The sequence below is a fragment of the Polyangium fumosum genome (assembly GCF_005144585.1).
In the GTDB taxonomy this organism is placed as follows: Bacteria; Myxococcota_A; Polyangia; order Polyangiales; family Polyangiaceae; genus Polyangium; species Polyangium fumosum.
Genome location: NZ_SSMQ01000056.1, coordinates 17629 through 43041 on the forward strand (window position 1 = coordinate 17629; position 25413 = coordinate 43041).

A 25413-nucleotide genomic window follows, 5' to 3' on the forward strand; every position below is an offset into this window, starting at 1 on the left:
CCGTCGTCGACACGCACCCCATGCCGGCGACAAAGATCCCTTACGCTGCGCGCCGCGGTGACGTATCGTCGTGCCATGTCGTGTGATCGCCGCTTCGTCCTCCTGCTCCTGCTCGCCGCGTGTGGCGGCACCTCCTCGCCGCCACCTGCGGAGCCCGCCGCGCGTACCGCCGCCGATCTCGGGCCGATGTGCCATCGCTACTACGCGCGGCAAGCCACGTGCAACGACGACTACCTATCCGCGGTGCTCGACCTCCGCATCGAGCTCGACATGCCGAAGGGCATTGGCGAGCGCGTCAAGACCGAGGGGCGCGACGTGGTTCTGAAGGAATCACGCGTCCAGTGGGAGAGCGACATGGAGCCCGCGAAAATCGACGCGATGTGCGACGCGATGGCGACTCGCACCCCCGCCGACCAACTGGAGCGGCTGCTCAAGCAAGGCGACGCCTGCGAGGCGGCGGCCGACTGCAAGGCGTTCGCGACCTGCGCGGTCGGGACCGAACGGTCGTACATCGCGTCGGGCGCGACACACCACTAAGCGGAATCGCGCACCAGCAAGTGTGGAGCGACTCGCGCCTCCGAGCGGGAACCTCGACGCATGACACCTCTCCTTCGCTTTTACAGCGTCCAAGACGCCTATGGCGAGTTCTCCAATTTCGCGCCGTATCCCGTCTTCCTGGACAAGAAACGCTGGCCGACCTCGGAGCACTATTTTCAGGCCCAGAAGTTTCTCGATCCAAAGGTGCAGGAGCGCGTTCGCTGCGCGTCCACGCCGCTGCTCGCGGCACGGCTCGGGCGCGATCGGCGACAAAAACTCCGCGCTGACTGGGAATCGGTGAAGGTTTCGGTGATGCGCCGGGCGGTCGAAGCCAAGTTCCGGCAACATGACGACCTGGCCAAGCTCCTCCTGTCGACGGCAGACGCTCCCCTTATCGAGCACACCGACACCGATTCATTCTGGGGCGACGGCGGGGACGGCTCGGGCAAAAACATGCTCGGGCGCATTCTCATGGACGTCCGCACGATCCTGCAGACGGAAAGACGGCCTTGAGATGCCGTCACGAGCCCGGCATTACCCGCCGCGGCGCTGGCGGGCACGCAGCTCTTGCAGCGCTTCGCGTTCCTCGGTGCGCTCGGCGATGGCGGCGCGCTTGTCGTGGACCTTCTTCCCGCGACCGACGCCGAGGGCCACCTTCACGTGGCCATTCCGGAAATGCAGATCGAGCGGCACGAGCGTGTAGCCCTCGCGCATGATGGCGCGCTCGATCTGCTGAATCTCGCGCGCGTGGAGGAGCAGCTTGCGCGCGCCGCGCTCGTCGTGCGGAAATGCGCGGGCGTGGAAGAAGGATGCGATGTGCATGTTCCTCAGCCATACCTCGCCCCGCTCGACCACCGCGAACGCATCGGCCAGGTGCACGCGCCCCTCCCGCAGCGACTTCACCTCGCTCCCGCGCAGCACGATGCCCGCCTCGTACCGGTCCGATAGCTCGTAGTGGAACGTCGCCGCGCGGTTCCGCGCGATGACGTGCTCGTCGCTTTGCTTCCGTCCTGTCATGGGCGGCGTCTTTTTGATGTCCTGGGCCCCAGCGCTGGGACGGGCAAACGGTCTGCAAGAAGAGACTCCATGTCTACCGACGAGAGTCTACGCATCGCGCATGCGCAGGGAAAGTGCGATGGAGACGCTCGGCTTCGGAAATCGCGCACCCGTTCTCGCGAACGTGCCATGGCCCGAGCAAGTACGTCCGCGGACCAGCGATCTACGGCGCAGCCCCATCCTCCGACGCGCCCGGAGCGCCGCCATCCGGCCCTCGTCCGAGCGAAACCTCTTCAGCGCCTCGTCACGGCCGAGGTCCGAAAGCGCAAATCAACGACTCTCTTGTAGCTCGGCGAAGTTCGTGAGATACGCGCCCGTCGTGGGCCAAGGCCCGGGGCAGACAAGGATCTCCTCGTCCAGAGAGGGTGGAGCGCTTCGCATGATCGACTCCGATGCGGACATCGATGCCATCCGTCGCAGGCCAGGGATGTTCATTGGTGACGTCCACGACGGCAGTGGCTTGTTGCACATGGTGTGGGAGCTGCTTGCGAATGCGCTCGATGAGCATGTTCGAGGCTCTTGCCGGGCCGTGTCGGTCGAAGTTGGCGAAGACGGCTCGATGACGGTTCGGGACGACGGCCGTGGGATCCCTGTCGATCGAGTCGATGGGGTTCCTTTCGTTCAGAAGGCCCTCACGTCCCTGCACCGAACGCCCACCTTCGATGGCCACACGCCCCACGAGCATGTGGGACTGCATGGCGTCGGGTTGGTTGCGGTGAATGCCTTGTCCTCGTGGCTCAGCCTCGAGATCTTTCGGGACGAAAAGCACTACAGACAGCGCTACGAACGCGGTATCCCTTGTGACGCCCTCGAAGCGGTCGGCTCGACGAGCCAAACGGGGACGGCAATCACGTTCCTTCCCGACCCGACCATCTTTTCGAACCCGTGGTTCAACGCAGGCGCCATCGCTACACGGCTGCGCGAACTCGCATGCCTCGTGCCCTCGCTGAGCTTCTCCTTTGTCGATCATCGGAGGCACCACTTCCACGAGCCGCGCGGCATTCGCGTATTTCTTGAAAGAACACGCTCCCCAGGCAAGCGTATCTTCGGCGTCGTCGCCGTCGAAGAGGTCGAGAATGACATCTCGGTCGAGGTGGCGATGGAGTGGCGAGATCATCCCCGGACGTCGATTGACAGTTTCGCCAACATTCAACGTACGACCGAGGGCGGCACGCACGTCCGAGGTCTATTGAATGGCTTGGCTCGTGGGCTGCGGGATGTCGAAGGAGCGCGCGTGAACAAGCGATCGCTGGAGCAACTCCGCGACATCGTTGCCAGCGGCTTGCATGCAGTCGTTTGCGTCCGGCTCCGGGACCCCACCTATGCGTCCCCTACGACGAGCAGACTCGCAACACCGGCAGTGGCAACCGTCGTTTCGGCGGTGGTGCGCCGCGCCTTCGCGCATGAACTTCGACACAACGCTGAACTACGAGCGCATATCGTCGGCCAGATCAAACGCGTCGACCACCCTTGAAATCAACGTCCGCGCTGGCGCGGGTCGATCATGCCCTGACGCCACGCCGAGGTAAAGACGCCCGCCCCTTTCCCCGCACCGCATACGCAATGCCGTCCTGCAACGACGCGAGCGTCACCACGCCGCCGAGATCCGCGCCGAGGTCGACCAGCGCCTGCGCCACGGCGGGCCGGATGCCCGTCATGATCACCTCTGCGCCGAGCAGCTTCGCCGCCCGCGCGGCGCGCACGAGCACCTCGGCCACGTGGGTATCGACGTTGCTCACGCCGGTCACGTCGACGACGACGATCTGCGCCCCGCGAGCGTCCACCCCGCGCAGCATCGTCTCCACGAAATGCGCCGCGCGCACCTCGTCGATGGCCCCGATGAGCGGAATGGCCACCGCCTCGTCCGTGAGGGGGACGAGCGGCGTCCCGATCTCCTGAATGGCCAGCCGTTGCGCCTCGATGATCTGCTCCTGGAGCCGCCGCTGCTCCTGGGCCGCGCGCCTCTGTTCCGTCACGTCGCGCCCAAAGATCGCCAGGCGCGCGGGCCGTCCGTCGCCATTCCGCACCGGATACGCGGTCACCTCGAACCAGCGCTCGTCGCGCGCGGCATCGAAACGCGCAGGGGTGCCGGTGCGCCGCACCTCCTCCACCAAAAAGGCCCGGCGGTCCGGCTCATCGAGCGGGAAGACGTCGCGCCTCCCGACCGCCTCCGCCGGAGAGCACCCGAGCCGACCCGCGGCCGCCTGGTTGGCCATGACGACCACGCCTTCGAGATCCACGAGCAGGAGCAGATCCGTCGACGCGTCGAGCATGGCCTGCGCGCGCGCCTGGCTCTCGCCCAGCCGCTCCTCGGCCCTGCGCTCGGCCGTCACGTCCGTCGCGATGCCGCCGATCCAGCGAATGGTCCCCTCGCCGTCGCGTATGGGGAACTTGATGGATCGGTATACCTGTATGCCGTCGTCCCCTGGGCCAGACTCTTCCGCCACGATGGCTTCGCCCTTCGCGACCACCAGGCGATTGTTCTCCCTCCAGGCCGCGAAGACTTCGGGAGGAAAGAACTCGCTGGCGTTGTGCCCGACGATCTCGGAGACGTCCTTTCGGCCCATGAAGGCCGCGCAGGAATGGTTCGTGTGGCTGTACGTGTCCTCCAGATCCATCACGAAGATGAGCGCCGGGACGTGGTCGATGATCGTCTGCGTGACTCGATCTCGCTGCCGGACGGTCTCCTCGAGCTCGGCCACACGCTTGCGTAGCGTATCGTTCTCGAGCCTCAGCCTCTCGACGATTTCCATCTCGTTCGTCATCACGCCTCCCGCGCGGATGAACTTTACCAGGCCCCTCCCCAACAGAACAGAGAGGAAAACGCTGCCCTGACCGCTGTAGAATCGGCGAAGTACGCTGGATCGCTCCCCCGGGGCGTGCCAATCCCGGCTCAGCGTGCCTTGGAGCGATTGCGCTTCGATCCATCCATGCTGGAAAGTACGGAGGCGGTGTTCATGGGGCCTTGCAGCACGTAGGTAGCGAACGGCCCGTTGTTCAGGGAGCAGCCTTGGCAAAGGTTGCCGTAGCGATAGTAGCCGCTGCTCACGTCGTACCCGCAGGTCGTGGTGGCCGCGCCGAACAAGCATGAACCGAGCGAATCATCGTTGATGAATCCGAGCGCCTTGCAGGTCGTCATGGTCTGACCGGCGACGGCGTTGATCCGATCGAGCGGTCGATTGTTGCCCGTGGCGCGGAGGCCCCACATCTCGCAGACGCCGGCCGCGTGGTCGAGGACGCTCGTCATGACGTAATCGAGGTTCGAGCCCTCGCGGGTCCTGCCCTGGTGGACGCCCTGCGTCTCGGTGCAGAGCGCGACGCCGAGGGCCATGTCGCAATAGGCGAAGAATGGATTCTGCCCGTTCGGCGCGACCCAGTATTCCCCGTCGGGCGAGCCCGGGCACTGGGCTTTCTGCGCGGCGCAATCGACCGCGGCCGGCACGCAAGCACCCGCGACGCAGTTGAGGCCCGTGCCGCACTGGGCCGTCTGGGTGCAAGCCGTGCAGACCCCGTCGACGCACAGATGGAAGGCGCAATCGTCCGTTCACGCAATCGGAGCCACTCAGGCAACCCTCCCCGTCGGCGCAGGGGCCACAGATGGCGCCGCCGCAGTCGACACCTGTCTCGGTGCCATTCTTCACGGCATCCGCGCACGTCGGCTCCGCCCCGCCACTCCCGCCAGCTCCACCCGCCCCGCCACTCCCGCCAGCGCCACCCGCGCCGCCCATGCCGCCGGCCCCGCCCGTGCCGCCCACGCCGCCGGCTCCACCCACGCCACCGCTCCCCGCTTCACCGCCGGCCCCGCCGTTGCCCGGGGGGTGGGGTCACCGCGTCCCCGCCACAGGCGACGACCAGAAGGGCGGACACGAACGCCCCCGACCAAACTCCGAAACGCGAATGTTGCATGCGAGCCTCCTTTTACACGAGTGGCAAACCGATAGAAGACCGCAATTGGGAGACGACGTCAATGGACACCGTTGCTCTCTCCGATCTCGAGTGCTAGCGCTCTTCCTATTTGCACCATCCGCTTGCAACCCGGCTGCGTTATGCCCCCGTGCGTTGCGACGACGGCGCCGTGGCCTGAGGGGTGCTGAGATGGCATTCGAGGCACGACGGGACGCGTCGATGGGTCTTCGCGTCCGCCCGCGAAGATGGTAGATGCCCGGCCCATGAGCCAGGCCACGATTCGTCGCGCCACGCCCGCCGACACCGAGACCTTGCGCGCGCTCGCCTGCGCGACCTTCGTCGAGACCTTCGGCCACCTCTACCCGCCCGAGGACCTGCGCGACTTCCTTGAAACGGCCTACGCCGAGGACAGGGCCCGGGGCGAGCTGTCCGATCCGGCGCAGGCCCTCTGGCTGGCCGAGGCGGATGGCCGCGCCGTCGGGTATGCCCACGTGGGGCCGTGCAGGCTACCGCACGAGGACGTCACGCCCGCGTGTGGCGAGTTGAAGCGCCTCTATGTGCTGAAGACCGAGCAGGGCTCCGGTCTGGGCAGCCGGCTGCTGAAGCTCGCGCTGGATTGGCTGGAGCGACCCGGGCGCCTCCTGTGGATCGGCGTGTGGTCGGAGAACCACGGCGCCCAGCGGCTTTACGGCAAGCACGGCTTCGTGAAGGTGGGCGAATACGAATTTCCGGTCGGGCGTGTGCGGGACCGCGAGATCATCCTGCGCCGCGGCTGACATCATATTCAGCGGCAAGTTCGACGAGGAAGCCAACAAGACCAACAACCCTCCTGGCGGACCCCCTCGACCCTCCCCAACGACCGTCCCCTCCCCCCGAAAGACGCCCTCGTCCCTGTTCGACGACGGCGCCATCCCTCCCCAAAAGGCTCTCACCCCTCTCGGACGACGCTCTCGTCCCTCCCCTTCAACGCTGACCATCCCCGCCGAGCCCCTCCCGTCCCCCGTTCGCAACCCCTCGTCCCTTCCGGGACAGGGTTCTCCGTCTCCGCGAGGACATGCTCGACCCTCTTGCAGGAGGGTCTCGTCCTTCCCCGCAGGGACGGTCCTTCCTCCCCGAGACCCCCGCGCCCCTTCCGGAGGAGGGTCTCCTCCCCCTCGAAGACGCTCCCGACCCTCTTGCAAGAGGGTCTCACCCTCCCGGAAGACACGCTCACCTGTCTCTGGAGATGGTCTCCCCCCTCCCGGAGACGGTCTCACCGATACGTCCGTTCGCTCGCTACCCACCAAAAACATGACGCCGAGCGTGCCCGCGGTCACCACGGAGGATCCGAGAAAACACGCGCGCCCGATGCTAGCATCGCTCCCCCGAAGCGAGGACGAGGGGCGGGAGGCACGAACGAACGGCGATGCTGCAGAACGAAAACAACGGCCCCCCCGAGGCGCATCCCAAGAGCCCGGACCCCAATCTCCCTTTGGCCCGGACCGAAAGCGCGGAATCACTCGCGGAGCCGGGCGCCGAGGCGGACGCCGGGCCTTTGCGGGCCGGCTCCAGCATCAAGCACTACGAGCTCATCCGCAAGCTGGGCGAGGGCGGCATGGGGATCGTGTTCCTCGCCCGCGACACCAAGCTCGGCCGCCTCGTCGCCATCAAGCTCCTCCTCGAACACAGCGGCCAGGGCGCCGAGCGTTTCCTCGCCGAGGCGCGCGCCACCGCCCGCTGCAAGCACGAGAATATCGTGGTCATCCACGAGGTGGACGAGCACGACGGATACCCGTACATGGTGCTCGAGCACCTCGAAGGCCGCACCCTCAGCGCCTTTCTGGCGCAACGCGAGGTGCCCGGCGCGTTCGAGCCCCGCTCCCCCGCCGACACCCGCAGCGGGCGCGTGTCGCCGAGCCTCGCCGTCGAGCTCGTCCTGCCCGTGGTGCGCGCGCTCGGCTGCGCCCATCAGCTCGGGATCGTGCACCGCGATCTCAAGCCCGACAACATCTTCCTGACCGGCGGCGGGCACGTGAAGGTGCTCGATTTCGGCATCGCCAAGCGCTTCGAGGCCGAGGAGCTGTCCGCGATCACCGCCTCCCGGCCGCCGCTCGTCAAGGGCTCCGGCCTGACCGAGGACGGCGCCCTCCTCGGCACGCTCCCGTACATGTCGCCCGAGCAATGGCGCGCCGAGGACATCGACGCGCGCAGCGACATCTGGGCCGTCGGCATCATTCTATTTGAACTCTGCACCGGCGCGCACCCGCTCGCCCCGGCCAACCTGTTCCAGCTCTCGCAGGTCGAGATCCTCGACATCCCCATGCCCAGCGTGAGCGACAAACGCGCGGACGTGGGCCCGCTCGGCGCCGTCATCGACCGCTGCTTGAAGAAACACAAAGAAGAGCGCTTCAGCTCGGCCGAGGAGCTGCTCGCCGCGCTCGAAGCCGTCTTGCCCGGCCGAAAGTCCCTCGCGCCGAGCGAGGACGAGAGCCCCTTCGCCGGCCTCTCTGCCTTTCAAGAGGCGGACGCGGCGCGCTTCTTCGGCCGTGATCGCGACGTCGCCAGCGTCCTCGGCCAGCTCCGCCACCAGCCGCTCGTGGCCGTGGCCGGGCCCTCGGGCGCGGGCAAATCGTCCTTCGTGCGCGCGGGCGTGATCCCGGCCTTGAAGCGCTCGGGCGAGCGCTGGGAGACCTTCCTCCTGCGCCCGGGGCGCCGGCCCCTCGCCGCGCTCGCCGAGGTGCTCCTCCAGATCGCGGCGGCCGCGCCGGAGAGCACCCGGGCAGGCGCGAGCGAGCCGAGCGACCCTGAGGATCTCGTGGCCAGCCTGCGCGCGCAGCCAGGGCTCCTCGGGGCGCGCTTGCGGTCGCGTTGCCGCCGGCAGGGGAGCCTGCACCGCATTCTGCTCTTCGTCGATCAATTCGAGGAGCTTTATACCCTGGGGACCGACCCCGCCGAGCGCGCGGCGTTCGCCGCTTGCATCGAGGGCGCGGCCGACGACGCCTCGTCCCCGCTGCGCGTCATTCTCTCCATCCGCTCCGATTTCCTCGATCGCATGACCGAGGATCGAAAGCTGATGACGGAGGTGATCCGCGGGCTCTCGTTCCTGCCGCCCGTGGGGCACGAGGGGCTGCGCGAGGCCTTGACGCGGCCGATCGAGGCGACGGGGTATTCCTTCGAGAGCGAGGAGATGATCGTCGGCATGCTCGGCGCGCTCGAACGCACGCAGAGCCCGCTGCCCCTCCTGCAATTCACGGCCGCGAAATTATGGGAGGCGCGGGATCGGGAGCGCCGCCTGCTCACGCAGGGCAGCTACGAGCAGCTCGGCGGGGTCGCGGGGGCGCTGTCGACGCACGCGGACGCGGTCCTCTCGGGGCTCTCGTCGCTCGACCAGCGGCTCTGCCGGACGGTCTTCCTGCGCCTCGTCACGCCCGAGCGCACGCGCGCGGTGGTGAATTTGGAGGAGCTTTCTGCGCTCGCCGAGGACGGCCGCGCGGTGGAACAGGTGGTCCATCACCTCGCCGACGCGCGGCTCCTGCTCATCGAGACCTCCGGCGGGCGCGAGGGCACGACGGTGGAGATCATCCACGAGTCGCTGGTCGAGCGGTGGGCGAAGCTCAAGCAATGGCTCGACGAGAACGAGCTCGACGCGCAGTTCCTGGCGCGGCTGCGCGCCGCGGCCGAGCCGTGGGAGGCGAGCGGGAACGCCGAGGGTCTGCTCTGGCGGGATCGCGCGGCGGAGGAGGCGCGCGTGTGGCTCGAGCGCCGGCGCGCGCAGGGGCGCGAGGCGTCGGCGGTCGGGTTCGGCGCGCGCGAGGAGCGGTATCTCCAGGCCGTCATCGCGCTCTCGAAGCATGCGCGGCGCATGCGCCGGCGGCTCGCCGCGGGCACCGTCGTCACCCTCGGCGCCATTGCCCTCCTCGTGTCGCTGCTCGCGAGCCGGGCGAACCGAGAATCCGCGCGCGCGGATGAAGCTTCGGCGCTCGCGGATGAAGCTTCGGCGCTCGCCCAGGACGAGGCCCGGCAGACGCGCAATACCACCCGCATGGCCCTGGCGCGCGAGCTTCTGGAGACCGATCCGACGACCGCGCTCGCGCTGCTGCGCGAGGTGGAGCCGCCCGGCGTGCCGCGCGAATGGTCCGACCTGGCGCTGACGGCCATGCACAGCGGGCTCACGCTCGTGGTGCTCCCCCACCACGACAGCGTCTTTTCCGCGGCGTGGAGCCCCGACGGCAAACGGATTGCTTCTGCGTCCCGGGACAAGCTCGCGCGCGTGTGGAACGCGGATGGGACCGGTGAGCCCCTCCTTTTGCGTGGTCACGACAGCGCGATCAATGCGGTCGCCTGGAGCCCCGACAGCAAACGCGTCGCCTCCGCCTCCGACGACAGGACGGCGCGGGTGTGGAAGGCCGACGGGACGGGCGAACCCCTCGTCCTGCGCGGGCACGAGGATGCGGTGAGCTCCGTGGCCGTGAGCGCCGATGGAAAGCGCATCGTCACGGCGTCGTTCGACAAGACGGTGCGGGTCTGGAAGGCCGATGGCACCGGCGAGCCCCTCGTTTTGCGTGGCCACGACAATGCCGTCCTGTGGGCGGATTTCAGCCCCGATGGGAAGTACCTCGTCAGCGCCTCGCAGGACCGGACGGTGCGGGTGTGGAATGCCGACGGGACGGGCCAGCCCCTGATCTTGCGCGGGCACGGGAACAAGGTGCGGTTTGCATCATGGAGCCCCGATGGCAAGCGCATCGCCACCGCGTCGGAGGACAAGACGGCGCGGGTGTGGAATGCGGACGGGTCGGGCGAACCTCTGATCTTGCGCGGGCACGAGGGCTGGGTCCGTTCGGCGAAATGGAGCGCCGACGGCACGCGCATCATCACCACGTCCGACGACAAACGGGCGCGGGTCTACAGCGCCGATGGCGTGGGCGAACCCTGGATCCTGCGGGGCCACGAGGGCTGGGCGCGTGCGGCCGAATGGAGCCCGGATGGCCGGCGCATCGTCACCGCGTCGTCCGACAGGACCGTGCGGATCTGGGACGCCCGGAGGATGGGGGAGCGGCGGGTCTTCCGCGGGCATGACGGCGCGGTCTCTTCCGTGGCGTATAGCCCCGGCGGCGAGCGTATTCTCACGGCGTCGGAGGACGGCACCGCGCGGGTGTGGAAGGCCGACGGGTCGGGCGAACCTCTGATCTTGCGCGGGCACGAGAACTGGGTCTCCTCGGCGGCGTGGAGCCCGGACGGCAGCCGCATCGTCACCGCCTCCGAGGACCGGACGGCGCGTCTCTGGAATGCCGAAGGGACAGGCGAGCCGGTGGTGCTTCGCGGGCACGAGAGCGCGCTCAATGCGGCGGCGTGGAGCCCCGATGGCAAGCGCGTCGTCACCGCCTCCGAGGACCGGACGGCGCGCATCTGGAACGCCGATGGAAGCGGCGAACCGCGGGTCCTCCGCGGGCACGAGGGCGAGGTCCGCTGGGTGGCGTGGAGCCCCGACGGCGCGCATATCGCCACGACGTCCTCGGATCGGACCGTGCGGGTGTGGAATGCCCATGGGGCGGACGAGCCACGGATCTTTCGCGGACATGATCATTGGGTCGAATTCGCGGCATGGAGCCGCGATGGAAAGCGCATCGTCACCACGTCCTCCGACCGGACGGCGCGCGTGTGGGACCTCGAGGGGACGGGCGAGCCGCTGGTGTTGAATGGGCACGAAGGCTGGGTCCGTTCGGCGGCGTGGAGCCCGGACGGTAAGCGTATTGCCACCGCCTCCGTGGACAAGACGGTGCGGATCTGGAATGGCGATGGGACGGGCGAGCCGGTGGTGCTTCGCGGGCACGAAGGCTGGGTCTCCTCGGTGGCGTGGAGCCCCGACGGCAAGCGCCTCGTCACCGCATCCGACGACCAGACCTCGCAGGTGTGGAACGATCTGATGCCGCTCGTCAGCCCCGAGGACCCGCAGCTATGGGCCGCGACGCCCTATTGCGTACCCGTCGATTGGACGGTCAAGCACCTCGGCGTGACCGAAGAGATGGCCCGCGCCGAGCAGCGGACCTGCCAGCGTCGCGTCGAAGCGGCCGCCGGTGGCGCGTCCCGATAACACAGGAGCCCTACGCCCAGACCAGCGGCAGGCTCGTGACGGCCAGGTTGAAGCCCCCCGTGAACCGCGGCGGCGCCTGGGGGTCGAGCCGGAACGGCGGGATACGCTTCAACCACTCCTGGTAAAACACCTTCATCTCCAGGCGGGCCAGGTTCAGGCCGACGCACCGGTGGGGGCCCGCATTGAACGTCATGTGTTGCTCCGTCCGGCCCAGGGTGAACTGCTCGGGATTGGGGAATGCGGCGTCGTCGTAGTTCGCCGCGGGAAGGAGCAACAACAAGGCGTCGCCTTGCTTGAGCTGGACGCCGTGAAGGACCACGTCGCGCGTCACGCGCCGGGGCGGGCACGCGACGCCGTAAAGGCGCAAGAGCTCCTCGACGGCGCCGGGCAGGAGGCTCGGGTCGGCCCGGAGTTTGGCCTGCAATGCCTGATCCCGCGCCAGGTGACGGACGCCGAAGCTCAGGGCATTCACGACGGTGTCGAGCCCGCCGAGGAACAGGGTGATGCTGTAGCCCAGCATCTCCTGGAACGTGGGCTTGCGGCCGTGGATGTTCGCGTCGAGCAGGCGGCTGATCAGGTCGTCCTCGCGCTTCTCCTGCCGGAGCTTGATGGACTCCGTCAGGATCCCCGCGATCCGTTTGAAAATCTGCTCGCGTGTCGCGTGATCCACCGTGGCGGAGGTGGCCTGCGTGGCGAGCGCACGGAACTCGGCCAGGCGGTTCGTCGGCATGCCGGCGAGCTGCATGAAGAGCGTGACGGGCAGCGGCTCGGCGATGTCCGAAAGGAAATTGCAGCGTCCTGCGTCGAGCACGTTGTCGATGAGCTCGTTCGTCATGGTCCGGATGGCCGTCTCGAGTGCGGCGACGGATTTGGCCGCCAGCGGCTGGTTGAGGGGGGCCCGGTACGCGGTGTGTTGCGGCGGATCCGTCGAAATGGGCAACATCAGGAAGCCCGGCTGCGGGGCCGCGTGCTCCCCTTCCCCCGCGGGTGATTCTGCGGCGTGGAAGAGGCTGTTGCTGTAGACCTCCGGGTTCATCGTGATGTCCACGATGGCCTGCTTCCGGGTGACGAACCAATGGCCCCCGTTGTGCGGGGAGAAGAAGATGGGCGGCGCCTCCAGGAGGAGGGAGCGCATCCGGGCGTGCGGGTCCTCGAGCATCCGCGGATCTCGGCTGCTGTCGTAGTCGTACACGAGCTCCGGCGGGACGTGCGCGGGGATCTGTTCCAATTTCTGACCGCTGAATGCGTGCATGTTCGAACCTCTCTCGGAAGGGCTCATTCACTCGTCTGTGAAAGGGGGAGACGGACCACGAGTCCATCCAGCGCGGGCGTCACCGTGATCTGGCAGGTCAGGCGGCTGGTCGGCCGGACGTGATAGGCGCATGCGATCATTCCCTCTTCCGCCGCATCGGGCGGGGGGACCTTCGGAAGCCAGGCCTCGTCGACATACCCGTGGCAGGTCGCGCAACTGGCAAACCCTCCGCATTCGGCGACGATGCCGGGCACGAGGTTGTCCATGGCCGCCTGCATGACGGACTGTCCCTCCTGCGCCTCGACCTCGTGCTCCTTCCCGTCCGCCTCGATGAATTTGATCTTCGGCATTCTTCCTCCTGGATTTCGATGAACGATGGTCTTCAAGCGGCGAGGCTGGCGAGCGGGACGGCCGCGTCGCCCAGGCGGGTGACGTCCACCTGCGCCCGGCTCGCGACGAGCCGCTTCGCGGCCATGAACTCCGCGGGGCGGCCCAGGACATCGGCGGCGAGGATCCGGTTGTCCTTGAGATAAAAGGCCGAGAACTCCTTGCCCCCGGCGGAGCCTCGCGTGACGCATTGCTCGTAGCCGGCGGAGAGCCCCACCATTTGCAGCTTCAAGCCGTACTGGTCCGACCAGAACCAGGGAATGGCGGCCGAAGGCTCCCGCTTGCCCATGAGGGTGGCGGCCGCGACGCGCGCATGCTCGATGGCATTGGGCACGGATTCGAGCCGGAGGCGTCCGCCCGCGAAGGCGCTCGGCTGGTTCGCGCAGTCCCCGATGGCGAGGATGGCCGGGTCGGACGTGCAGGCGTATTCGTCGACGACAATGCCGTCGTCGACGGCGAGGCCCGCCGCGGAGGCCAGCTCCGTGTTCGGGACGAGGCCAATGCCCACGAGCACGAGATCCGCGTCGATCTGCTCGGGGATGCCGTGACGAACGATGCGGACGGCGCGCACCTGGCACCCGGCCTCGTCGAGTTCCAGGCCCTGCACCTCGCAGGCGAGGCGGAAATCCACGCCCCGCTCGTGGTGAAGCTGCTCGATGAAGGTGGACACCTCCGGCCCCGTGACGCGGGCGAGCAGGCGAGGCGCCGCCTCCAGCACCGTCACCCGCAGCCCGAGCTGCACGGCCACGGCCGCGACCTCGAGCCCGACGTAGCCGCCGCCGACGAGGACCAACCGGTTGCCCGCGACGAACTTCGCGCGCATCGCCTCGATGTCGGCGATCGATCGCACCGAGAACAGGTTCTCGATCGGCGCGCGCGGAAGCCCGGGGAGGGGCAAACGACGCGCGCGGCCGCCCGTGGCCAGGACGAGTTTGTCGTAGGAAAGACGGCTCCCGTCCTGGAGGGCGAGCGCCCGCGTGGTGCGGTCGATGGCCTCGACGCGCGCGCCGAGCCGGAGCTCGATGTCGAAGCGCTCGTAGGTCGCCAGGGGTTTGAGGTAGAGCTCGGCCAGCGCGACCTTTCCGAGCAGGAACCCTTTCGAGAGCGGAGGGCGCTGGTAGGGCGGATGCGGCTCGTCTCCCAGCAGGACGATCCGCCCCGGGTAGCCCTGCTTGCGTAACCCGGCCGCGAGCTCGCCACCGGCCTGGCCGGCTCCCACGATCACGATGCGTTCATCCATGTCCGCGACGTACCTCTCGTGCGTCTCAAGGCAACTTGTAGTTGCCATAGTACCCAGACGTGTAGCTTTGGCAACAGATAGTTGCCTTTGTGGCAAATCTGCGCGAAAATCCCGGCGGATCCGTTAGATAGACCCAGGCCATGCAGCACGAGAGCACCCCCCCGCCCGGTCCTCGAACCCGCCGCACCGAAGGCACCCGCGTCCATGGACGCGCCGAGCGCGTGGTGTCGGCCGTGCTCGCCGCGACGCACGAGGAGCTCGGGCGCGTGGGCTACGGCGCGCTGCGCATCGAGGATGTCGCGGCGCGCTCGGGGGTGAACAAGACGACGATCTACCGGCGCTGGCCGACGAAGTCGGAGCTCGTCGCGGCGTCTCTGCGCGCGGCCAACGAGGAGCAGGAGGCGGTGGATACGGGCACGCTGCGCGGGGATCTGCTGGCCGTGGTGATGCGCTCCGTGCGGTTGTGCCAGACACCGACGGGCCGGGGCATCGTGCGGATGTTGCAGATGGAGCGCGCGGATCCAGAGGTGGAGGCCATTTCGAGGGCCCTGCGCGATCGACGGCAGCAGCGCAACACGGCCATGCTCGAACGCGGCATCACGCGCGGCGAGCTCCCCGCGGACGTGAACCTGGAGCTCATCCACGACCTGATCTTCGGGGGGATTTTCACGCGCCTCATCCAGCGCGGCGAGGACGTCAGCGAGGACTACGCCGCCGCGGCCATCGACACCGTGCTCGCGGGCGCCCGCGCAGGTGCGGCGCGCCTGCCCCGGTGAGGGCGAGCGCGCCCAATCGTCCAGCGCTCAAGCACGCGGCGCGCGCGCGCCGATGCTCCAGCAGGCCGCGGAGAAGCGGACGTCTGCGCCGTGCACATAGGGCTCGAAGGCGGCGCGCACCGTTTCGAGGACCTGCGCGCGCGTCCGATCGTCCACCTGTTGAAGGATCAGGCCGACGGGGCCGAGCCGGGTCAGGTACCGGACGAGCTCGCTCGCGGGCAGGGTGCAGGCGACGTCGATCGGCTGGATGTCGATCTCGGCCCAGCCGCTCTGCGAAAGGAGGGCGGAGACGCGGCGCGGGTCCGCGAAGGCGAACTGCCCCGTGGGCGCGTCTGGGCGGCGGACGGGGAGGTTCGGCAGGAGCGGCGCCGCGGCGCGCTCGGCCGTCGTCATGAACGGATTGTCCGCGGCGCTCCGCCAAGCGATGAACCGGCACGCGGCGTCGGGTTTTGCCGCGCGCCGCAGGTTCACGAAGGCCTGGACAGGGTCGTCGAAGAACATGACGCCGAAGCGCGAGATGAGCATGTCGAAGCTCGCAGGCTCGAACGCGTGGGTCTGCGCGCTGTCGCGGAGGAAGCTCGCGGGCGTCGTTTCCCGTGCGGCGCGGGCGCGGGCGGCGGTGATCATCGGCTCCGAGAGGTCGATGCCGACCGAGCGGCCCTTCGCGCCGAGCCGCCGCGCGACGGCGAGCGTCGTGCTGCCCGTGCCGCAGCCGATGTCGAGCACGTGACTCGCGGCTCCGGCGGCGACCGCTTCGACGAGCAGGTCTTCGAACGGTTGGAACATCTGATCGAGCAGCGCCTGCTCATCGACCCAGGCGTGTCCGGCAGGGCCGTTCCAAAGCTTCGATTGTTCGTCCTCGGTGGGATGCGCTACGGCCATGATCGTCTCCTTGGCTTGCCTTCGAGAAGTGGAAGCTGCACGGTGCCAGTTCAAGTCGACTTGAGGTCAAGAGGGTGAGAGACCTGGACATCGTGGAAGTTGCGCGTCGGTCTGGCGTTCCTGCCTCGACGCTGCGGTTCTATGAGGAAAAGGGGCTGATCACGTCCATCGGCAGGCGAGGCTTGCGCCGTCTGTTCGATCCCGGCGTGCTGGAGCGGCTTGCGCTGATCGCGCTGGGGCGCACCGCCGGCTTTTCGCTCGACGAGATCGCTCTGATGATCGCGCCGGACGGGAGGCCGCGTATCGATCGGCAAAGGCTCACGGCCAAGGCGGAGGAGCTCGACGCGACGATCCGCGACCTCTGCGCGATACGCGACGGCCTCCGGCACGCCGCGGCCTGCCGCGCGCCGAGCCACATGGAATGCCCGACCTTCCGCAGCATTTTGCAGGCCGCCGCATCGGGCGCGAGGGGAGCACGAAAGAAGAGGGCTCCGCTGCCGCCGCGGGGCTAGCTCGATTCTGCCCATGACGCGGAATGCGGTGCGCCATAGGGCGCGGCGCGACGTAAGCGTGCTGCGGATTGGCAGCTCGACGGCGGAGGACGTGATCGGCCTCGTCTCGATCGTAGCTCGACGCCACTTGGTCGTACGTCTCGCGAATCAGCTCGTTCGTATCCATGGTGCGGCCTATCGGGAGCGGAGCCCCCGGATGACCCGGGGCCGCTCGATTCCGTGCCTTCGTTGCGTTCGATCACATGGTGCCGCCACACGTCAGGACGGCGCCGCCGGACGTGAGGTTCTCGATGTGCTCTACTGGTTCGTCTACGAGAGCCTCACGTGGAACGCGGTGGCTGCCGTGCTCCCCGAGGGCCGGAGCCTACGCATTCTCGACGCCGGAGGCGGGAGCGGCAAGTACGGCGCGCTCTTTGCCGAGCGGGGTCATCACGTCACGGTGCTCGATCTCTCGCCGGGAATGCTCGAACAGGCCAAGGCCCGCTTCGCGCAGCGAGGGCTGCTCGCGCGTGCCGCCTTCGAGGTGGGGACCATCGTCTCCTTGCCCTTCGCCGACGGCGCATTTGATCTGGTGTTCTGCGAAGGCGATCCAGTCTCGTATTGCACCTCCCAATACCGAGAGGCCATCGCGGAGCTGTGCCGGGTCGCGGCTGCAGGGGCTTACGTGGTCCTCGGGGTCGACAATCGACAGTCTTATTTTCTAGGCGCCCTGGAGTCCGGAAAGAAGGCGGAGGCCATGGACATTCTTCTCACCGGGCGGGCGACCTGTCCGTACGGGCTGCCCGTCCACGCCTTCACCCTGCGCGAGCTCGAGGAAGCCGTGGATGCGGCTGGCGCGGAGGTGGTCGAGATCTTCGGCAAGCCGATCCTTTTTCGCGAGATGCTGGAGGCGCTCGGGGCGGCGCGGGGACCCGGCTTCGATCCATGGGAGGCTCGGCAGGAGTTCCTCGCATTGCAAGAGCGGATCGCGCACGAGGGGTATGCGACCGCGGGTGGCCACCTCCAGGTCATGGCGCGCCGCCGCTGAACACGCCAGTACCTGCTACTGCAACATCGCGCTGGCTTCCTGCGGCATCACGAGGGCGAGGATCTCCTCGCCGCTCCGGGAGGAGAGCACGGCGTACGTCGCGGGGCAGAGCGACAGGATCTGCTCGAGCCACGCGTCGGCCTCGAACGCGGTGAGCTCGTCGTGCGACGACGTGATCCAGCAGAGCAGCCCGAGCAGCGACGACGGCCCCGCGAAGATCCGCAGCTCGCCTCGCCCGCCCTGGAAGATCCCGCACGTCGCGGCGCCGCGGGTGAACAAGACCGAGAGGCGCACGAGGCCTGCAGCAGGGTCGTACCCGAGGGAGAGCGTCGAGTCGACGGCGACGCGCCGCACGGCGAGCCCACCCGAGGGTGCCCCGCCGATCGGCGAAAAACCGGCCTCGTGAAGGTGGTGCGCCGCACGCCGGCAGAGGTCGTCATGCTCTCGGTCCATGTTGCAGTCCATGTAGAACTATAGTTGCAACTATGATGCGTTTGCAATATAGAAGGCCCTCGTGATCCTTCATGCCGTCACATCTTCACGCCAGGACAGCTCGTTTCGCCTCGGCGGCGCTCCCGACGTCCTCGCGTCGATCCACGAACCTTCCGTGAACGTCGCGATCTGGACGCGTCCGGTCCCGCCGGGCCTCGGGCCCGAGATGGCGGCGTGGGCCGACAAGAAGGACGCTTTCGAGGGGATCTTCGACGCGGCGGAGATCAAGGCGGGCCGGCCCTTCGACCCCGACGACGACACGAGCCCGCTGCGCTCCGATCTCGGGCGTCTGCTCCGGCGCTTCGCGGAGCTCACCCGTGTCCGGCGCATCCAGGTGTCTTTCGGAGCGATACGGCACGATCAATGCCGCAAGTTCCACGTGGACTACGTGCGCCTGCGCATGGTGACCACGTACCTCGGGCCTGGGACGGAGTGGTTGCCGGACGACGGGGTTCGTCGGGAGGAGCTCGCGCCGGCCCCACTCGCGCCCGCGGAGGCCAATCGCCGGATCGTGCGGGACCCCGACAAGGTGCGCCGGGCAAACGCCGGAGACGTCGTGCTGCTCAAAGGGGAGCGATATCCGGGCGCGGAGCGGGCGGCGGTGCATCGATCACCGCCCATTCAGGAGCTCGGCGTCACGCGCGTCGTGCTCGTCGCGACGACCTACGACAAGAGATGAGGAAGGACGCAGCGAGCGCGAGGAGCCACGGTCGATTTCATCGGACGTGTTGCGTGACCCAGTCGACGACCGAGCGATGTCGGGGGCTCCAACCGAGCTCGGCGCGGGCCTTGTCGGCGCGGACGCGGCTGTTGGAGCCGAGCGCGAAGACGGCGAGCTCGCGGCCCCATTTCGCGACCGCTGCCTCGGCCGGCCAGGACTGCGCCTCGCCCAGCCCGAGCGCCTTGCCGATCGCGCGGACGAGATCCCCAAACGAAGCCTCGCCGTTCTCGACGTAGTAAAAGCTGCCCGCGGGCGCCTTCTCCAGCGCGAGCAGATAAAGGTCGACCACGTCGGCGATGTGGACATTGGACCAGATGTTGAGGCCGCGCCCGATATAACGAGGAATCCCGCTCTCCTTCGCCTGCACGATCAGAGGCGGAATCTGCACGCTCTGCGCGGGGGGGCCCAGCGTGTCGCCATAGATCAGGGTGTTGCAGAGCACGATGGTCCGCACGGCAGGCGCCGCGTCGACGATGCGCTGGTTCAACGCGACGCGGTGGACCTTGTCGGGCTCGGGTTTGACCGGGGTGTCCTCCGTGTAAATCGCGTCGGAGGGCGCGCCCATCGCCTCGTCCCCGACGATGCTGCTGCCGCTCGTGTGGAGAAAGGGTTTGCCCGACCCCGCGAGCCCGGCGAGCAGGGCCTCGACGGCACCTGCGTGATCACTGTCGGCGGCGTTGATGACGGCGTCGGCGGCCTTCGCCTCGGTGCTCAGCAAGGCGGCATCGTCGAGCGTGCCAAACACGGGCGTGATGCCCTTCGCGCGGACGCCGTCGCCCTTGGCCGTCGAGCGAACGAGGCCACGCACGGTATGGCCTTGGGAGGCGAGCTGCGCGGCGATGGAGCCACCGATGTAACCACTCGCGCCAGTCACGAAGATCTTCATGCGACGTTCCTTTCCACGCAGGAGGATGGAAGCTCCGCGGCCCTTCGGGAACCCGCGCCGGGTGCACGAGATCTGTGAAGTCGGTTCACCAAACGGACGAGGACAGGCTCGACGCGCGACGCGGCGTCGCGTAGACCCACCCAGGACAGGAGCAAGATGGACAATCGCGCAGGCGAGATGCAGGTCTTCGTGCGGGTGGTGGAAGCGCGGAGCTTCTCGGAGGCCGCTCGCCAGCTCCGGATGACGCCGTCGACGGTGAGCAAGCTGATCGGCCGGATCGAAGCGCGGATGGGCGTGCGTCTCGTCGAGCGTTCGACGCGACGTCTATCGCTGACCGACGAAGGACAGCTCTACTTCGAGCGGAGCCGCGCGCTGCTCGCGGAGCTCGAGGATCTCGAACGCGAGCTCGCGCGAGGAGGCGCGCACGCGAGCGGGACGGTGCGCGTCAGCGCCTCGGTGGCCTTCGGCGCGCGCGGGCTCGTGCCCTTGCTGCCGGCCTTCTGGGAGCGGTACCCCGACATCGTCGTCGACCTCTCGCTTTCGGATGAAATCGTCGATCTTTACCTCGATCGCACCGACGTCGCGTTTCGCATCGGGGCGCTCACCGATTCGAACCTCGTCGCGCGCAAGATCGGCACGGCGCGGCGCAGAATCGTGGGATCTCCGGGGTACCTGAAGCGGCGCGGGACGCCGCGGACCGTCGAGGATCTCGACCACCACAACTGCCTCGGCTTCAACTTCCGGCGGGCGGCGCCGGTGTGGCCGCATCGGCAGGCAGGTCGCCTCGTCGACCGGATGGTGCAGGGGAGCCTGCTCGCGAACAATGGCGAGACGGTTCGCACGATGGCGATCGCAGGCGTGGGGCTCGGGCGGTTGGCCGATTTCCATATCGATCCCGACATCGCCGCCGGTCGCCTCGTCGAAGTGCTGACGTCCGAGGAGCACAGCGACGCGGAGGACGTGCACGCGCTTCATCTCGGGGGCCAGCGCGTGCCCCCGCGGGTGCGCGCCTTTCTCGACGACACCGTTCCGCGGCTGCAAGCGTTCATGGAGGCCCAAGGGCGACAGGACGTGTCCGTGGCCATTGACACCGGCGCAGGGAAGGAGCACAGGCTGGTCTGATGGAGTACAGACAATTGGGCGGATCGGGGCTCAAGGTCCCGGTGTTGAGCTTCGGCACCGGCACCTTCGGGGGGTCGGGCGAGTTCTTCAAGGCGTGGGGTTCGAGCGACGTGGCCGAGGCGACTCGCCTCGTCGACATCTGCCTCGACGCTGGATTGACGATGTTCGATACGGCCGACATCTATTCGGGTGGCGCGGCGGAGGAGATCCTCGGGCGCGCCCTCCAGGGGCGGCGCGACCGCGTGCTCATCTCGACGAAGGGCACGTTCCGCGCCGGCCCTGGGCCGAACGACGTCGGGTCGTCGCGAAGCCACCTGCTGCGCGCGGTGGACACGAGCCTCACGCGGCTTCGCACGGACTACATCGACCTGTATCAACTGCACGGCTTCGACGCGGTGACGCCGATCGAGGAGGTGCTGAGCACGCTCGACACGCTCGTGAAGGCGGGGAAGATCCGCTATGTCGGCTGCTCGAATTTCTCCGGCTGGCACCTCATGAAATCGCTGGCCGTCTCCGATCGCCACGGATGGGCGCGGTACGTGGCGCACCAGACGTATTATTCGCTGATCGGGCGCGACTACGAATGGGAGCTGATGCCACTCGGGATCGATCAGCGTGTCGGCGCCGTGGTGTGGAGCCCGCTCGGATGGGGCCGACTCACCGGGAAGATCCGGCGCGGTCAGCCGCTGCCGCCGGCGAGCCGGCTGCAAAGCAAGGTCGTCGTCGATCGCGGGCCGCCGGTGGAGGACGAATATCTCTATCGTGTTGTCGACGCGCTCGACAAGGTCGCCGCCGAGACGGGCAAAACGGTGCCGCAGGTCGCGCTGAACTGGCTCCTGCAGCGGCCGACGGTCTCGTCCCTCATCATCGGCGCGCGCACCGAGGAACAACTGCGGCAGAACCTCGACGCCGTGGGGTGGACGCTGGCACCGGAGCACGTCGCCGCGCTCGATGCGGCGAGCGTGGTAACGCCGCCCTATCCGTACTGGCACCAGCGCGGGTTCGGGGAACGGAATCCGCCGCCGGTGTGAGGAGGCGCGTCCTCGACGGCTGGGACTCCACCGTCGAGGACCTTCTCTCCGAGCAGAACGGACCTGCTAATAGGTAGGACCCGTCTCCGCAGCGAGCTGCGTGAGCGCTTTCTCCCAGGTGGCGCCGCGCTCATCATCCTGCCAGTTCGTGGCCACGCTATCGCCGCGGCTCACCTCCCCGATATGCGCCATCGCTTCGACGTGCGCGGGGCTGCCGACGAACTGGAACATTGCCTCTTCGTCCTTCCAGACGGTGAGCGTACGCCCCGCGTGGCAGCTCGCGGAGCTGCCGAGTTGGAACGCCACGAGCCCCGGCTGGGTCTGGAGCGCCTCGCCGATGGGGCCCACGAGCTCCTCGAACTTCGCTTCGGACGCCGACGTGCCCTTCCGGTGGATCCACGTGCTGCTCACGATGTAGCTCCCCGGCGCAAGGTTTCCCTCGGCGTCGACCCCGGCGCCCATGAGGGGGGAGGACGCGAAGTCTTGCTCCAGTTTGTCCCGCGAACAACCGTCGTCCTTCGTATCGGGGGGCTCGGCCGAAGGGCCGCTGCACGCAAGGAGGGAAAGGGAGAGGAGAGCTTTTGCTACGAGGTTTCGTTTCATGGGGTGGCTCCTTCGAAGGGAAAGCAATCGCAGGGAATTCAGCGCGTGTCGGGCGCTCCGGACCGGACGGTGCCGAAGAGCAGCGGCGAAAACTCGCGGCCCAGGCGCTTCGAATGGAAGTCCTCGGCACGCGCGAAGATCCGAACCTCGACGTCCTCCGCCGGAGAGGCGGTGGACGTCAGCGTGGCGATCCAATGGCGCGCACCCGCCGAATCCCGCACGCGGAGATAGAGGTAGGAACCGGCGGAAAGGCGCTCCTCGACGTGGCCCGTGAAGCCGAACCTCGCCGAGGGCCCGAGCGTGTATTGCATCAAGGGGTTTTCGACACGCCGCTCCGAAGAGATCGTGTGGGCCGCCGAAAGCCCCGCGGCCAGCATCATCAGGGCGGCAAGGATCGTTCGTCGCATGCGCGGAAGCTACAGGCCCCGCCGCTCGCCTCCGGTCCGAGCCGATGGACGGCGCGCGCGAGCGGATGAGCGGCGCGCCCCGGCCGATGAACGGTCCTACGCCTTGCGGAGACCGGGCTCCTCGTTGAGGCCCAGCGCCGCCTTCACCGCGGGCAGGGAGCGCCGGCTCACGCGCGCGACCTGGCCATCGTCGAGCTCGACCTCGTAGATCCCCTCTTCGCTGCGCAGGGCCTTCACGCTGTCGATGTGGATGAGCTCACCCCGATGCACGCGCAAAAAGCCATGGGCACGCAGCCGCTCTTCGAGCGTGGACAGCGGCTCCTCGGTGCAATGTTCGTCCTGGTCCGCGCGAAAAAGCGTGTATTTGTCGCTGCTCCAGAAACGCGTGACGTCGCGGGCGTCGAAGAAACGAAGGACCCCACGCGTGACGGTGACGATACGCGTCGACGATCCCCCGCGGCTCGTGACCATGGAAAGGGCGCGGGCCGCTGCCTCCTGGGTCGCGAGGAGCCGCCGGCGCGCGCGTTCGATGGCGGAAAGGAGTCGCTCGGGTCGCACCGGCTTGAGCAGGTAATCGACCGCGCTCACCTCGAAGGCCTGCACGGCGTATTCATCGTACGCGGTGATGAAAATGAGCGGCGGCAGGTCCGTGTACCGTTGCGCGAGCGAGAGCCCATCCAGGCCGGGCATTCGGATGTCGAGCAGCATGAGCTCGGGGCCCCGCACCTCGATCTGCCGGAGCGCTTCTTCCCCGTCCCCGGCCTCTCCCACGACCTCGGTGTCCGGGATGTCTTTCAACAATCGAATCAAGCGCCGACGCGCGGGCTCTTCATCGTCGACGACCAGAATCTTCATGCCACCACGTCCTTCACGGGAATGGCCACCCGCGCGAGGCAACCTCCGCCGGGCGCCGCCGAGAGGGCGATCCCTCCCTGCTCCCCATAAAGCAGGTGCAGGCGTTTGCAGATGTCCTCCACGCTCGTCTGGCTCCCGCGGTGCGCCGAGGCGAAGGGCCCGGGCCCATCGTCGAGCACCTCCAGGGAGACACGATGCCCCTCGTGCCGGATGCAAACGAACACGCTCCCGCTGCGCCGGTGGGCCATTCCATGCAAAATCGCGTTCTCCACGAGCGGCTGCAGGATGAGCGGCGGGACGAGGATCTCGGCGGCCCGCTCGTCGAGCTCCACCTGCGTGCGGAGACGCGCGCCATACCGCGCCGACTGGATGGCCAGGTAGTCGCGCACCATCTCCACCTCGCGCCGGAGCGTGACGAACCGCGTCTTCGAGCTATCGAGCGCATAACGAAAGAGATCCGCCATGCGCTCGAGGGTGCGCTCCGCGAGCGCGGGGTCGTCGTGGATGAGGCTCGCCACCGTGTTGATGCTGTTGAAAAAGAAGTGCGGATTCGTGCGGCCCTGGAGCGCCTTGAGCTGGGCCTCGAGCGCGGCTTGCCGTTCGAGCTGGGCCATGCGTTCGATGTTCTGCGCCTTGTTCCGCAGGCGCTGCACGATGAGCGCTGGAAACAAGTAGACCCAAGAAATGATGATGCATTCGAGGACAAACTTGGGCAGGTCGTAGTGTCCCGGGACGATCCTCCTCTTGAAGGAAAGGACGAGCGGGGCCAGAAGCATCGGGACTGCGATCGTGACCACGACGTGGAGTGCGCCACGCGCAAGCGGCGCGCGAACGCGCGGTACCACCTTGGGCAGGACCGCCGCGTAGAGCGCGTGGAAGACGAACGAGTGCGCGAGAAAAGGAACGTAAACCCCCGCGATCCGCACGAGCGCCGTGTCGAGCGGGAGCGAGAACAGGTCTTTGAGGAGCAGCGGCGCGGCTGCGAGCGGCACGATCGGGTAGAGCCAGAGCATCTCGCGGGGCAGGAGATCTCCGCCCCCCGGCAGGAGGATCTCGAGACGGCTGCTCGGGCGGCTTTCGGAAGGCCTCCTCATACGAGGCGGAGCGTAGCGGGCCTCGCTCGCAGGGTTCAACCCGCCCCGGATGGATGGTCCCTCCGGGCCGATGAACGGCCGGCGGAAGGGCCGCGGGCCCGCGCCCTCAGCGTGTCCGGGCGTGCTTCTCCGCCAGCAGCACGAGGATCCGCGTGAGCTCGGCGCGCTCCCCCGTCGAGAGCCGCGCGAGCCTTCGCCCGAAGGCTTCGTCGAGGATCTTGCGGGCCGCCTCCATCGCTTTGCGCCCCGAGGGGGTGAGCGTCAGGCGAAAACGCCGCAGGTCGTCCGCCTCTGTCTGGCGCTTGACGAAGCCGGCCGCCTCCAGCCGCTTCACCATGAAGGTGATCGTCGGCTTGGGCATGAGCAACGCGCGCGCGAGGTCCGCCGGGTACGGGTGATCGTCGAGCTTCCCGAGGAGGAAAAACTCCTTCATCTCGATCCCCTGCGCGCGCACCTCGGGCTCCACCTCGGCCATGACCCCCATGGTCATCTCGAAGTGGAGCGTCCAGAGCTCCCAGGGCGAAGGCTTTCCCATGTTCTCCTACTTGCGCTTGACA

Annotated in this window: 25 protein-coding genes and 1 pseudogene; 12 read left to right on the top strand and 14 right to left on the bottom strand. The window is 68.0% G+C overall.

The window, feature by feature from the left end; genetic code table 11:
* Nucleotides 1-57 precede the first annotated feature (57 nt).
* Nucleotides 58-537, top strand: coding sequence for a hypothetical protein (locus E8A74_RS37665; protein ID WP_136933936.1), 480 nt, complete (start codon nt 58-60; stop codon nt 535-537).
* A gap of 60 nt (nt 538-597) precedes the next feature.
* Nucleotides 598-1050, top strand: coding sequence for an NADAR family protein (locus tag E8A74_RS37670; RefSeq protein ID WP_136933937.1), 453 nt, complete (start codon nt 598-600; stop codon nt 1048-1050).
* Nucleotides 1051-1071: 21 nt separating this feature from the next.
* Here E8A74_RS37670 and smpB read toward each other — a convergent pair whose 3' ends face one another.
* Nucleotides 1072-1554 (bottom strand): SsrA-binding protein SmpB, encoded by a 483-nt coding sequence (smpB, locus tag E8A74_RS37675; protein WP_136933938.1) that lies wholly within the window; start codon nt 1552-1554, stop codon nt 1072-1074.
* Nucleotides 1555-1972: 418 nt separating this feature from the next.
* Between smpB and E8A74_RS37680 the strand changes: the two genes are divergently transcribed.
* Nucleotides 1973-3067, top strand: coding sequence for an ATP-binding protein (locus E8A74_RS37680; protein WP_170229668.1), 1095 nt, complete (start codon nt 1973-1975; stop codon nt 3065-3067).
* Between the two features lie 28 nt (nt 3068-3095).
* Here the strand turns inward: E8A74_RS37680 and E8A74_RS37685 are convergent, their stop codons facing one another.
* Nucleotides 3096-4358 carry a PAS domain-containing protein gene (locus E8A74_RS37685; protein WP_170229669.1) on the bottom strand — a complete coding sequence of 421 codons (1263 nt, stop codon included), beginning with the start codon at nt 4356-4358 and terminating at the stop codon, nt 3096-3098.
* A 128-nt stretch (nt 4359-4486) separates the two neighbouring features.
* Nucleotides 4487-5035, bottom strand: a complete 549-nt coding sequence (locus E8A74_RS53195) for a fibrinogen-like YCDxxxxGGGW domain-containing protein (RefSeq protein ID WP_170229670.1) — start codon at nt 5033-5035, stop codon at nt 4487-4489.
* A 727-nt stretch (nt 5036-5762) separates the two neighbouring features.
* Here E8A74_RS53195 and E8A74_RS37690 point away from each other — a divergent pair.
* The 3 genes and pseudogenes from E8A74_RS37690 to E8A74_RS56125 all read left to right on the top strand — a co-directional run bounded on the left by E8A74_RS37690 (nt 5763) and on the right by E8A74_RS56125 (nt 11569).
* Nucleotides 5763-6275 (top strand): GNAT family N-acetyltransferase, encoded by a 513-nt coding sequence (locus E8A74_RS37690; RefSeq protein ID WP_136933941.1) that lies wholly within the window; start codon nt 5763-5765, stop codon nt 6273-6275.
* An 818-nt stretch (nt 6276-7093) separates the two neighbouring features.
* A pseudogene (locus E8A74_RS37695) lies at nt 7094-10213 on the top strand (nSTAND1 domain-containing NTPase); the annotation flags it as partial.
* A 75-nt stretch (nt 10214-10288) separates the two neighbouring features.
* Nucleotides 10289-11569: a WD40 repeat domain-containing protein gene (locus E8A74_RS56125; RefSeq protein ID WP_420814227.1), complete on the top strand. Its 1281-nt coding sequence runs from the start codon at nt 10289-10291 to the stop codon at nt 11567-11569.
* Between the two features lie 10 nt (nt 11570-11579).
* Here E8A74_RS56125 and E8A74_RS37700 read toward each other — a convergent pair whose 3' ends face one another.
* The 3 genes from E8A74_RS37700 to E8A74_RS37710 are packed head-to-tail and all read right to left on the bottom strand — an operon-like array spanning nt 11580 to nt 14448.
* Nucleotides 11580-12821 carry a cytochrome P450 gene (locus E8A74_RS37700; protein ID WP_136933943.1) on the bottom strand — a complete coding sequence of 414 codons (1242 nt, stop codon included), beginning with the start codon at nt 12819-12821 and terminating at the stop codon, nt 11580-11582.
* Between the two features lie 23 nt (nt 12822-12844).
* A complete protein-coding gene (locus E8A74_RS37705; RefSeq protein WP_136933944.1) occupies nt 12845-13171 on the bottom strand; it encodes a 2Fe-2S iron-sulfur cluster-binding protein in 327 nt (108 codons plus the stop codon).
* A 32-nt stretch (nt 13172-13203) separates the two neighbouring features.
* Entirely contained in the window at nt 13204-14448 is a 1245-nt protein-coding gene (locus tag E8A74_RS37710; RefSeq protein ID WP_136933945.1) for an NAD(P)/FAD-dependent oxidoreductase, read from the bottom strand.
* A 140-nt stretch (nt 14449-14588) separates the two neighbouring features.
* Between E8A74_RS37710 and E8A74_RS37715 the strand changes: the two genes are divergently transcribed.
* Entirely contained in the window at nt 14589-15224 is a 636-nt protein-coding gene (locus E8A74_RS37715) for a TetR/AcrR family transcriptional regulator (protein ID WP_136933946.1), read from the top strand.
* 27 nt (nt 15225-15251) lie between these two features.
* Here E8A74_RS37715 and E8A74_RS37720 read toward each other — a convergent pair whose 3' ends face one another.
* Nucleotides 15252-16106 carry a class I SAM-dependent methyltransferase gene (locus E8A74_RS37720; protein ID WP_136933947.1) on the bottom strand — a complete coding sequence of 285 codons (855 nt, stop codon included), beginning with the start codon at nt 16104-16106 and terminating at the stop codon, nt 15252-15254.
* 74 nt (nt 16107-16180) lie between these two features.
* Between E8A74_RS37720 and E8A74_RS37725 the strand changes: the two genes are divergently transcribed.
* Both E8A74_RS37725 and E8A74_RS37730 read left to right on the top strand, forming a co-directional pair.
* A complete protein-coding gene (locus tag E8A74_RS37725; protein WP_136933948.1) occupies nt 16181-16618 on the top strand; it encodes a helix-turn-helix domain-containing protein in 438 nt (145 codons plus the stop codon).
* Nucleotides 16619-16910: 292 nt separating this feature from the next.
* The gene (locus E8A74_RS37730; protein WP_170229671.1) at nt 16911-17645 is read left to right on the top strand and encodes a class I SAM-dependent methyltransferase; all 735 of its coding nucleotides are present in this window, start codon (nt 16911-16913) and stop codon (nt 17643-17645) included.
* 15 nt (nt 17646-17660) lie between these two features.
* Here the strand turns inward: E8A74_RS37730 and E8A74_RS37735 are convergent, their stop codons facing one another.
* Nucleotides 17661-18098 (bottom strand): hypothetical protein, encoded by a 438-nt coding sequence (locus E8A74_RS37735; protein ID WP_136933950.1) that lies wholly within the window; start codon nt 18096-18098, stop codon nt 17661-17663.
* Nucleotides 18099-18159: 61 nt separating this feature from the next.
* On the opposite strand from E8A74_RS37735, the gene E8A74_RS37740 reads away from it, so the two are divergent.
* On the top strand, nt 18160-18816 hold the full coding sequence (locus E8A74_RS37740; RefSeq protein WP_136933951.1) for a DUF1826 domain-containing protein: 657 nt from the start codon (nt 18160-18162) through the stop codon (nt 18814-18816).
* A gap of 37 nt (nt 18817-18853) precedes the next feature.
* Here the strand turns inward: E8A74_RS37740 and E8A74_RS37745 are convergent, their stop codons facing one another.
* A complete protein-coding gene (locus tag E8A74_RS37745) occupies nt 18854-19744 on the bottom strand; it encodes an NAD-dependent epimerase/dehydratase family protein (protein ID WP_136933952.1) in 891 nt (296 codons plus the stop codon).
* A gap of 156 nt (nt 19745-19900) precedes the next feature.
* On the opposite strand from E8A74_RS37745, the gene E8A74_RS37750 reads away from it, so the two are divergent.
* Both E8A74_RS37750 and E8A74_RS37755 read left to right on the top strand, forming a co-directional pair.
* A complete protein-coding gene (locus tag E8A74_RS37750; RefSeq protein ID WP_136933953.1) occupies nt 19901-20866 on the top strand; it encodes a LysR family transcriptional regulator in 966 nt (321 codons plus the stop codon).
* Nucleotides 20866-21897, top strand: a complete 1032-nt coding sequence (locus E8A74_RS37755; protein ID WP_136933954.1) for an aldo/keto reductase — start codon at nt 20866-20868, stop codon at nt 21895-21897. The genes E8A74_RS37750 and E8A74_RS37755 overlap by 1 nt, the downstream gene beginning before the upstream one ends.
* A gap of 66 nt (nt 21898-21963) precedes the next feature.
* On the opposite strand, the gene E8A74_RS37760 is transcribed toward E8A74_RS37755, so the two are convergent.
* From E8A74_RS37760 to E8A74_RS37780, 5 genes are all read right to left on the bottom strand, one after another.
* Complete coding sequence (locus tag E8A74_RS37760) at nt 21964-22500, bottom strand: antibiotic biosynthesis monooxygenase family protein (RefSeq protein WP_136933955.1); 537 nt, start codon at nt 22498-22500, stop codon at nt 21964-21966.
* A gap of 38 nt (nt 22501-22538) precedes the next feature.
* Entirely contained in the window at nt 22539-22907 is a 369-nt protein-coding gene (locus E8A74_RS37765; protein ID WP_136933956.1) for a hypothetical protein, read from the bottom strand.
* 96 nt (nt 22908-23003) lie between these two features.
* Nucleotides 23004-23762: a LytR/AlgR family response regulator transcription factor gene (locus E8A74_RS37770; protein WP_136933957.1), complete on the bottom strand. Its 759-nt coding sequence runs from the start codon at nt 23760-23762 to the stop codon at nt 23004-23006.
* Complete coding sequence (locus E8A74_RS37775; protein WP_136933958.1) at nt 23759-24856, bottom strand: sensor histidine kinase; 1098 nt, start codon at nt 24854-24856, stop codon at nt 23759-23761. Before E8A74_RS37775 ends, E8A74_RS37770 begins: the two co-directional genes overlap by 4 nt.
* Nucleotides 24857-24962: 106 nt before the next feature.
* The gene (locus E8A74_RS37780) at nt 24963-25391 is read right to left on the bottom strand and encodes a MarR family winged helix-turn-helix transcriptional regulator (RefSeq protein WP_136933959.1); all 429 of its coding nucleotides are present in this window, start codon (nt 25389-25391) and stop codon (nt 24963-24965) included.
* Nucleotides 25392-25413: the final 22 nt, after the last annotated feature.

Bases quoted from the DNA above. Each gene is read 5' to 3' on its own strand.
- E8A74_RS37700 (WP_136933943.1), bottom strand. From the start codon at position 12,821: ATGCACGCATTCAGCGGTCAGAAATTGGAACAGATCCCCGCGCACGTC.
- E8A74_RS37735 (WP_136933950.1), bottom strand. From the start codon at position 18,098: ATGGACCGAGAGCATGACGACCTCTGCCGGCGTGCGGCGCACCACCTT.
- E8A74_RS37770 (WP_136933957.1), bottom strand. From the start codon at position 23,762: ATGAAGATTCTGGTCGTCGACGATGAAGAGCCCGCGCGTCGGCGCTTG.
- E8A74_RS37685 (WP_170229669.1), bottom strand. From the start codon at position 4,358: ATGACGAACGAGATGGAAATCGTCGAGAGGCTGAGGCTCGAGAACGAT.
- E8A74_RS37670 (WP_136933937.1), top strand. From the start codon at position 598: ATGACACCTCTCCTTCGCTTTTACAGCGTCCAAGACGCCTATGGCGAG.
- E8A74_RS37705 (WP_136933944.1), bottom strand. From the start codon at position 13,171: ATGCCGAAGATCAAATTCATCGAGGCGGACGGGAAGGAGCACGAGGTC.
- E8A74_RS37745 (WP_136933952.1), bottom strand. From the start codon at position 19,744: ATGAAGATCTTCGTGACTGGCGCGAGTGGTTACATCGGTGGCTCCATC.
- E8A74_RS37750 (WP_136933953.1), top strand. From the start codon at position 19,901: ATGGACAATCGCGCAGGCGAGATGCAGGTCTTCGTGCGGGTGGTGGAA.
- E8A74_RS37780 (WP_136933959.1), bottom strand. From the start codon at position 25,391: ATGGGAAAGCCTTCGCCCTGGGAGCTCTGGACGCTCCACTTCGAGATG.
- smpB (WP_136933938.1), bottom strand. From the start codon at position 1,554: ATGACAGGACGGAAGCAAAGCGACGAGCACGTCATCGCGCGGAACCGC.
- E8A74_RS37775 (WP_136933958.1), bottom strand. From the start codon at position 24,856: ATGAGGAGGCCTTCCGAAAGCCGCCCGAGCAGCCGTCTCGAGATCCTC.
- E8A74_RS37680 (WP_170229668.1), top strand. From the start codon at position 1,973: ATGATCGACTCCGATGCGGACATCGATGCCATCCGTCGCAGGCCAGGG.
- E8A74_RS37760 (WP_136933955.1), bottom strand. From the start codon at position 22,500: ATGAAACGAAACCTCGTAGCAAAAGCTCTCCTCTCCCTTTCCCTCCTT.
- E8A74_RS37715 (WP_136933946.1), top strand. From the start codon at position 14,589: ATGCAGCACGAGAGCACCCCCCCGCCCGGTCCTCGAACCCGCCGCACC.
- E8A74_RS37690 (WP_136933941.1), top strand. From the start codon at position 5,763: ATGAGCCAGGCCACGATTCGTCGCGCCACGCCCGCCGACACCGAGACC.
- E8A74_RS37755 (WP_136933954.1), top strand. From the start codon at position 20,866: ATGGAGTACAGACAATTGGGCGGATCGGGGCTCAAGGTCCCGGTGTTG.
- E8A74_RS37710 (WP_136933945.1), bottom strand. From the start codon at position 14,448: ATGGATGAACGCATCGTGATCGTGGGAGCCGGCCAGGCCGGTGGCGAG.
- E8A74_RS37720 (WP_136933947.1), bottom strand. From the start codon at position 16,106: ATGGCCGTAGCGCATCCCACCGAGGACGAACAATCGAAGCTTTGGAAC.
- E8A74_RS37765 (WP_136933956.1), bottom strand. From the start codon at position 22,907: ATGCGACGAACGATCCTTGCCGCCCTGATGATGCTGGCCGCGGGGCTT.